At 73.2% G+C, this 6072-nt stretch carries 7 protein-coding genes and 1 pseudogene; 6 read left to right on the top strand and 2 right to left on the bottom strand.

The annotated features are described in order from the left end of the window. Positions 1 to 385 precede the first annotated feature (385 nt). From ACESM1_RS21075 to ACESM1_RS21050, 6 genes and pseudogenes are all read left to right on the top strand, one after another. A pseudogene (locus ACESM1_RS21075) lies at positions 386 to 622 on the top strand (erythromycin esterase family protein); the annotation flags it as partial. A 95-nt stretch (positions 623 to 717) separates the two neighbouring features. Continuing rightward, the gene (locus tag ACESM1_RS21070; RefSeq protein ID WP_372623176.1) at positions 718 to 1026 is read left to right on the top strand and encodes a hypothetical protein; all 309 of its coding nucleotides are present in this window, start codon (positions 718 to 720) and stop codon (positions 1024 to 1026) included. Beyond that, on the top strand, positions 1023 to 1646 hold the full coding sequence (locus ACESM1_RS21065) for an NUDIX domain-containing protein (protein WP_372623175.1): 624 nt from the start codon (positions 1023 to 1025) through the stop codon (positions 1644 to 1646). Before ACESM1_RS21070 ends, ACESM1_RS21065 begins: the two co-directional genes overlap by 4 nt. 3 nt (positions 1647 to 1649) lie before the next feature. After that, positions 1650 to 2306, top strand: coding sequence for an alpha/beta fold hydrolase (locus ACESM1_RS21060; protein WP_372623174.1), 657 nt, complete (start codon positions 1650 to 1652; stop codon positions 2304 to 2306). A gap of 53 nt (positions 2307 to 2359) precedes the next feature. Next, positions 2360 to 2608, top strand: coding sequence for a hypothetical protein (locus tag ACESM1_RS21055; RefSeq protein WP_372623173.1), 249 nt, complete (start codon positions 2360 to 2362; stop codon positions 2606 to 2608). Next, positions 2605 to 3501: an alpha/beta fold hydrolase gene (locus ACESM1_RS21050; RefSeq protein ID WP_372623172.1), complete on the top strand. Its 897-nt coding sequence runs from the start codon at positions 2605 to 2607 to the stop codon at positions 3499 to 3501. Before ACESM1_RS21055 ends, ACESM1_RS21050 begins: the two co-directional genes overlap by 4 nt. A gap of 66 nt (positions 3502 to 3567) precedes the next feature. Here ACESM1_RS21050 and ACESM1_RS21045 read toward each other — a convergent pair whose 3' ends face one another. Further along, on the bottom strand, positions 3568 to 4941 hold the full coding sequence (locus ACESM1_RS21045) for a DUF2254 domain-containing protein (protein ID WP_372623171.1): 1374 nt from the start codon (positions 4939 to 4941) through the stop codon (positions 3568 to 3570). Between the two features lie 46 nt (positions 4942 to 4987). Beyond that, complete coding sequence (locus ACESM1_RS21040) at positions 4988 to 6040, bottom strand: ferritin-like domain-containing protein (protein WP_372623170.1); 1053 nt, start codon at positions 6038 to 6040, stop codon at positions 4988 to 4990. Positions 6041 to 6072 lie beyond the last annotated feature (32 nt).

The following is a 6072-nucleotide window of genomic DNA, read 5'->3' as shown; positions in this document are numbered from 1 at the left end:
GCCATCGGCAACCTCCTTGACCGCTTCAGCCCCGAAGAATGCACCGACTACCTGCGACACTGCGGCTATGCACAGTCAGGCCAATAATGGTCTAGCCTGAAGAAGCGCCGGGAGATTCTGGTCGAGGTCCTGGAGCGCGTTCGCCAGCTCGGGCCGAACCGCGGCTCCTTGACGATCTACCGTCCGGCCTGATGGCGCGGACGGTGGCGCAGCCAGGCAAGGATCCCGAGCGCCGGACATCGGGATCCGGCAACCGGCCGGCGGCGCGGCTCCGGCGGGCGAGAAGACCTTGCCGGGAAGCACGGCGGGCGGAAACGCCGGGGCTCCTGCCCGCTGATCCGCTTGCGCAAGGCAACACCCCGGGCATGGTTGGCGTTGGCCTGTGATGGCAGACGCGTTGGCCGAACGGCGGGTACAGGAAGCAGAGCTGCGCAGTGCCCTGGCCCGCTACGCCGAGGAACTGCGCTTACCCGCCGAGGGGGACGCCTTCGCCGTGCGTTTCGACCGCCTCGGCGGCGCACGGCTCGAACGTGCGATCGGCCTCATCTACCCGCCTGAGACAGAGCGGCGCAGCCACTGGTTCGAGGCCGTCCTGCCCGACCGGTTCGACGCCTTCGTCCGGTTCGCCGAGACCGGCGCCGTCACGCCGCTGGATGCGGCCGGCGTGCCGGGCGCGGCGGACACCTTCCCCTTCGGACTTCAGCGAGGAGCAGATCCATGGCCGACGACAAGGACGAGAAGACGCGCCGCGAGCAGGCCGAGGCGTCGCAGCGCCTCCAGGACATCGGCACCGGCGCCCGCCCGGCCACCGAGACCGGCGGCACGAAAACCCAAGGCAGTGATGAGGCGAGCCCCGGTGCTTCGGGCGGCCAGCGGCTGACCGGGGCCGGCGGCATCGCGAGCGGCGTGCAGCGCGGCGGCACGAAGCCTGGTGGCGGCCCGGGTGCCGGGCTCGGCAGCCTCGGCACCGGAGGCGCGAGCACCGGCGGGGCCGCGACGGGCAACGTCAAGCGCGGCGGGTCGTGAGCTCCGGCCGCGCCGCGGAAGACCGTATCGCGATCGAGGCCGAGGAGACGCTGTCGGAGAACTGGCACCCGCTCAGCAAGCTGCGCTTCGCCTTCCACCGGCGTGACGGCAGCACCCAGACGCTGGAGCGCGAGGTCTATCGCAACGGGCGCGGCGCGGCGGTGCTGCCCTTCGATCCGCAGCGCGGCACGGTGCTGCTGACCCGCCAGTTCCGCATCGCCGCGCACGTCAACGGCGACCCTGCCTGGCTGGTCGAGGCTTGCGCGGGCGTGGTCGAGGACGGCCGCAGCCCCGAGGACACCGCGCGCCACGAGGCCGAGCAGGAAACCGGCTACCGCCTCCGGGCCTTGCGGCAGGTGTTCGTCCTCTACACCAGCCCGGGCGCCTGTGCGGAGAAGCTGCACCTGTTCCTGGCGGAGTACACGCCCGGTGACCGGCATGGAAGCGGCGGCGGGCTGCGCGAGGAAGGCGAGGAGATCGAGGTGATCGAGGTGATCGAGGTCCCTCTCGACGAGGCCTGGGCCATGGTGCGGCGGGGCGACATCCTGGACGCGAAGACGGTTCTCCTGCTGCAGCACCTGCTGCTGTTGCGGGGCGGCGGCATGCGCCGGGAGAGCTGAGCCTTGCTGCACCTGCTCGGCGCGGAACGCGAGCCGGACGGCGAAGGCATGGAGCGCCTGCGCCTGATCGCCGACGGCGGCGAGATCGCCTGCCGCCTGCACCCGAGCGAAGACGGCGACGCCGCCGTGCTGTGGGCGTTCGGTGCCGGCGGCGGCCTCGGCGGGCCGGCGGGCGGCCTCTATCCACGCTTGGCGCAGCGGCTGCGGAGCCAGGGCGTGCTGTCCCTCGAGCTGGCCTGGCGGCAGCCCGCGCGCATGGCGCCCTGCGTCGCGGACCTGCTGGCCGGCCTCGACTGGCTGGCCGGGCAGGGGCGGCGGCGCGTCGTGCTGGTCGGGCACTCCTTCGGCGGCGCGGTGGCGATCGCCGCCGGTGCCGCGCGCGAGGAGGTGGTGGCGGTTGCCGCGCTCAGCAGCCAGACGGCGGGAACGGAGCTGGCCGGGGCGCTCGCACCGCGACCGTTGCTGCTGGTGCACGGCCTGGCGGACGAGATCCTGCCAGCGGCCTGCTCGCGCGACATCCATCGGCGTGCTGCGGAGCCGAAGGAGATCATCCTCTATCCCGGATGCCGCCACGGCCTCGACGAATGCCGCGACGCGCTGGACCGCGACCTGTCCGATTGGCTCCTGCGCGTGTTCAGGCAGGCCCGCGGGCGAGGGTAGCGGGATATCTCGGCCTGCCCGGAACCGCTGCAGGGCGCGCAGCCTTGGTCCGGATGGAAGCCCGCGTGGACGGCACGCGGCGGACCGGCAAGGCGAAGGCGATGACAACAGCGAAGAAGGCGGACAAGGCCGCGGCGGAAAAGGGCTCCGGCCAGGGCGGGACGAGCAATGCGGGCGGGACGGCGACAGGTGCCGGCAGCTCCTCGGCCAGCGCGGCGAAGGAGGAAAACCAGCGCAGCATCGGCGGGACGGGCAGTACCAAGACCGACCGGAACCGCCCGGGACACAAGGCGAATGCGTGACCGCACGGCCTGACGCGCCGCACGCGCCGGAGGGCGTCGCAGGGGCGGAGACCCTGCGGCTGCCCGGCCACGGCGTGGATCTCCACGCCGTGGCCGCTGGTCCGCCCGGCGGCCCGCTGGTCTTCCTGCTGCACGGTTTCCCCGAATTCTGGTGGGCCTGGCGGCGGCAGATCGGGCCGCTCGCCGCGGCGGGGCTGCGCGTCGTGGCACCCGACCTGCGCGGCTACAATCTGTCGGCGAAGCCCCGCGATGTCGCCGCCTATGCGCTGGACACCGTCACGGAGGACGTGCCGCGCATGGCGGAGGCGCTGGGGCGTGACCGCTTCGCGGTGGTCGGTCATGACTGGGGCGCGATCGTCGCCTGGCACCTCGCGGCGCGCGGCGAGCCGCGGCTGGAGCGCGCGGCGATCCTGAACGGCCCGCATCCGGCGGCGCTGTCGCGCTTCCTGGCCTCGCATCCATGGCAGGTGCTGCGGCTGTCCTACTTCGCCGCCTTCCAGGTCCCGATGCTGCCCGAAACGATGCTGCGCGCCGGCAACTTCGCGGCGCTTGCCGGCGCGATGCGCGCGACCGCACGGACCGGCAGCTTCACCGCGGCCGACCTAGCGCGATACCGCGCCGCCTGGGCTCGGCCGGGCGCGGTGACCGCGATGCTGAACTGGTACCGGGCGGCGCTGCGCCACCGGCCGCGCTTCGAGGAGCGGCGGATCGCCACGCCCATCCGGATCATCTGGGGCGACCGCGACATCGCGCTCGACGCGCGCCTCGCCGAGGCGGGTCAGGCACTCTGCGAGCGGGCCGAGGTGTTCCACCTGCCAGACGCGACGCACTGGCTGCATCACGACCAGCCGGAGGAGGTGAACCGGCTGCTGCTCGATTTCCTGGCTGCATGAGCCTGCCACGCTTCCGAAGCCGCACCTCACCTCACGCGAGGTGGGGGCGGCCGGTGGCCGCCGGCATCACGCACTCCCCACGCCCTCCCACCGCGGAGCGGCTGCGGTCTTGCGGGACGCCTCCCCTTCCAGCACGCGGCGCGCCTCGCCGCGGCTGCGCTCGATGTCGCGCCGGTCCCCCGGCTCCTGCGCCTCACGCAGGCCAGCCTCCGCGACCATGCGGGCGTGCCGGGCCAGCGCATCGCGCTGATCGGCGGTGCCTGTGTGCTCGGCAATCCGGGTGATCGCCTTCAGCAGGTGGATGATGACCGCCGGATGCGCCGCGCCGGACTGGCGGATCTGGTGGAAGGCGGCGTCCATCAGGCCAGAGAAGGTCGTGGTCTCGCGCAGGATGCGCGCCCGCCCGGCCCGGTCGCGCAGCATCGTCGGGGGCAGTTGCCGCGCGGCGAGCCTGGTCAGGCAGCCACGAAGACGGTCGATCACCGCGATGGCGGTGAAAGGGTCGTTCGTGCCGGGGGAAAGCGCGCGCACGGCCACCTCGACCAGGTGCCGCACCGCGAATTCGAGATCCTGCGTCGGCGTGCGCTCGCGCCCGACGGTGGCGAAGTTGCAGATCGCATCGGCCTCCGCCTGCTCCGCCGCAGGCAGCGGGTGCACGCAGATGCAGCGGTCGCCGGCCACGACGAAGTCGCCGGCGCGGAAGTCGAGCCGCAGCACGGCCTGATGATCCGCCGCCCAGTCCAGCAGCCCGTCGTAGTCGATGGCCTGCACATAGCCTTCCTGCCGCTGCGCAATCCGGTCCGCGGCGTCCCAGGACGGGAAGCCCTGCTCCTTCGCCTGCTCGGCGGCGTCCTGGTGCTCGCCCGCGGCACGCGGCGGCAGGGCTGCGATCGCGCGATCCAGCTCGCGCCCCACGCGCTCCACCACGTCGTCGGCGACCGAGACGCGCGCCACCTCCTGCAGGAAGACGAGGAGGGCGAGCACGCAGGCGAGCGCGAGCGCGGTGCCGAGACTGGCTGACGCGTGCGGCACGTCGTGGAACGCCGCGTCGCCGCGGACCATGCGCAGCACCAGCACGAGATAGACGATCGTCATGGCGAAGGTGCCAAGCGTCGCCTGTGTCGTCAGGTCGGCCCGGAACACCCGCACGAGCCGCGGGCCGTATTGCCGGGCGGCGAGCGTGAGCGCGACCACCACCGCCGAGAAGGCCATGGCGGCCATCGCGATCACGCCGGTGAGGAGGCTCGAGAGCAGGTTGCGCGCGTCCTCCGCCCCGCCGGCGTCCATCCACCAGGCCCGTACCTGGTCCTCGGCGCCGCGGCCGGCATCCACCGCCAGCATCGCCGCGGCGAGGCCAGCGCCGGCGGCGATCATGACCGATGGCAGCAGCCAGAGGCTGGTGCGAACCCGGTCCCAGGTCGCGTGCCACCTGCCCGTCATGCGGCGGCCGTCATCGTTGTGTCCGCACCTGGCGCCCGGCCCTGCGTCAGGCGCCGCTCCGCCGGCGCGGGGATGCACCGCCGCGCGCCGATGCCGCGCGCCCACCCGCTGGCGCCTTCCGCCCCCGTCCGGCGCCCGCGCCGCCGCGCGGCCCGCTGCCCTTGGCGGCGCCATGGTCTCCGCTCGCGCGGCGCTTCGCCGTGTCGCGCCCGATCAGCTTGCTGAACAGGCTGCCCTCGTCATGGAGCAACGCGAGCTTGCTCTCCTCGAACTGGCGGAAGAACTCCTCCCACGGGATCTCGACCAGCGCCTCGTGCTCCGAACGCGGATTGTCGGGAAACATGATGCGGATGATCCCGGTGTCGCCGCCTTCATGCGTGCGCTCCACCGCGGCCGGCGTGCCGCCCCTTTCCTCCGCCCAGCGCCTGATCTCGTCGTGGTCCGTCGTGACCTTCGCGCCCGAGTTCCGCCGCGCCTTGGGGCGTGTCGTCGAGGCGGCCTTCGCCGCCTTCGGCCGCGTCTTCGGGGTGGCCTTCGACCGCGTGCCGGCGCGCTCTGCCGTGGCGGCCGATGCGCGACCGCGGCGCGGCGCGTCCTGGCTGGCGCGGCCGCGACCGCCTGCGGCGGGGTTCACCTCGCGCTGTGCGAGGCGCGAGAGCGCCTTGTCCGTCTGCTCCTCCTCGCGCAGCGTCTCGGCCAGCAGGCTCGCGACCTCCCGCTCGCCGGCGGTCTTGGCCAGCGCCGCCATGGTGCCGTAGGAGGCGATCTCGTAGTGCTCGACCCGCTGCTGGGCGGCGATGATGAGCACATCCGCCAGCGGGCCCTTGCCGTATTCCTTGAGCTGGCCCTGCGCCTCCTCGATCAGCCCGCGCATCCCCTCGCAGACCCTGCGGCCGGGCTTGGCGCCCATCGTCTGCAAGGCCTGCTCCAGCCGCTCGACCTGCCCCTCGGTCTCCTGGACATGCGCCTCCAGCGCGTCCTTCAACGACTGCGAGCTTGCCTGCCTCGCCAGCCGCGGCATGGCCCTGAGCGTCTGCCTCTCGGCGCTGTGTGCGTCCTTCAGCTGCTCGACCAGCAGCTGGGTGATCTCTTCGGTCATGCCGTCCTCCATTCCGCGCGTGTCGGCAGGGC

Origin of the sequence: Falsiroseomonas sp. (assembly GCF_041690465.1) — a bacterium.
GTDB lineage: Bacteria > Pseudomonadota > Alphaproteobacteria > Acetobacterales > Acetobacteraceae > Falsiroseomonas.
The sequence above is the reverse complement of the archived record's forward strand: the minus strand, read 5'-3'. Positions and strand labels throughout refer to the sequence as shown.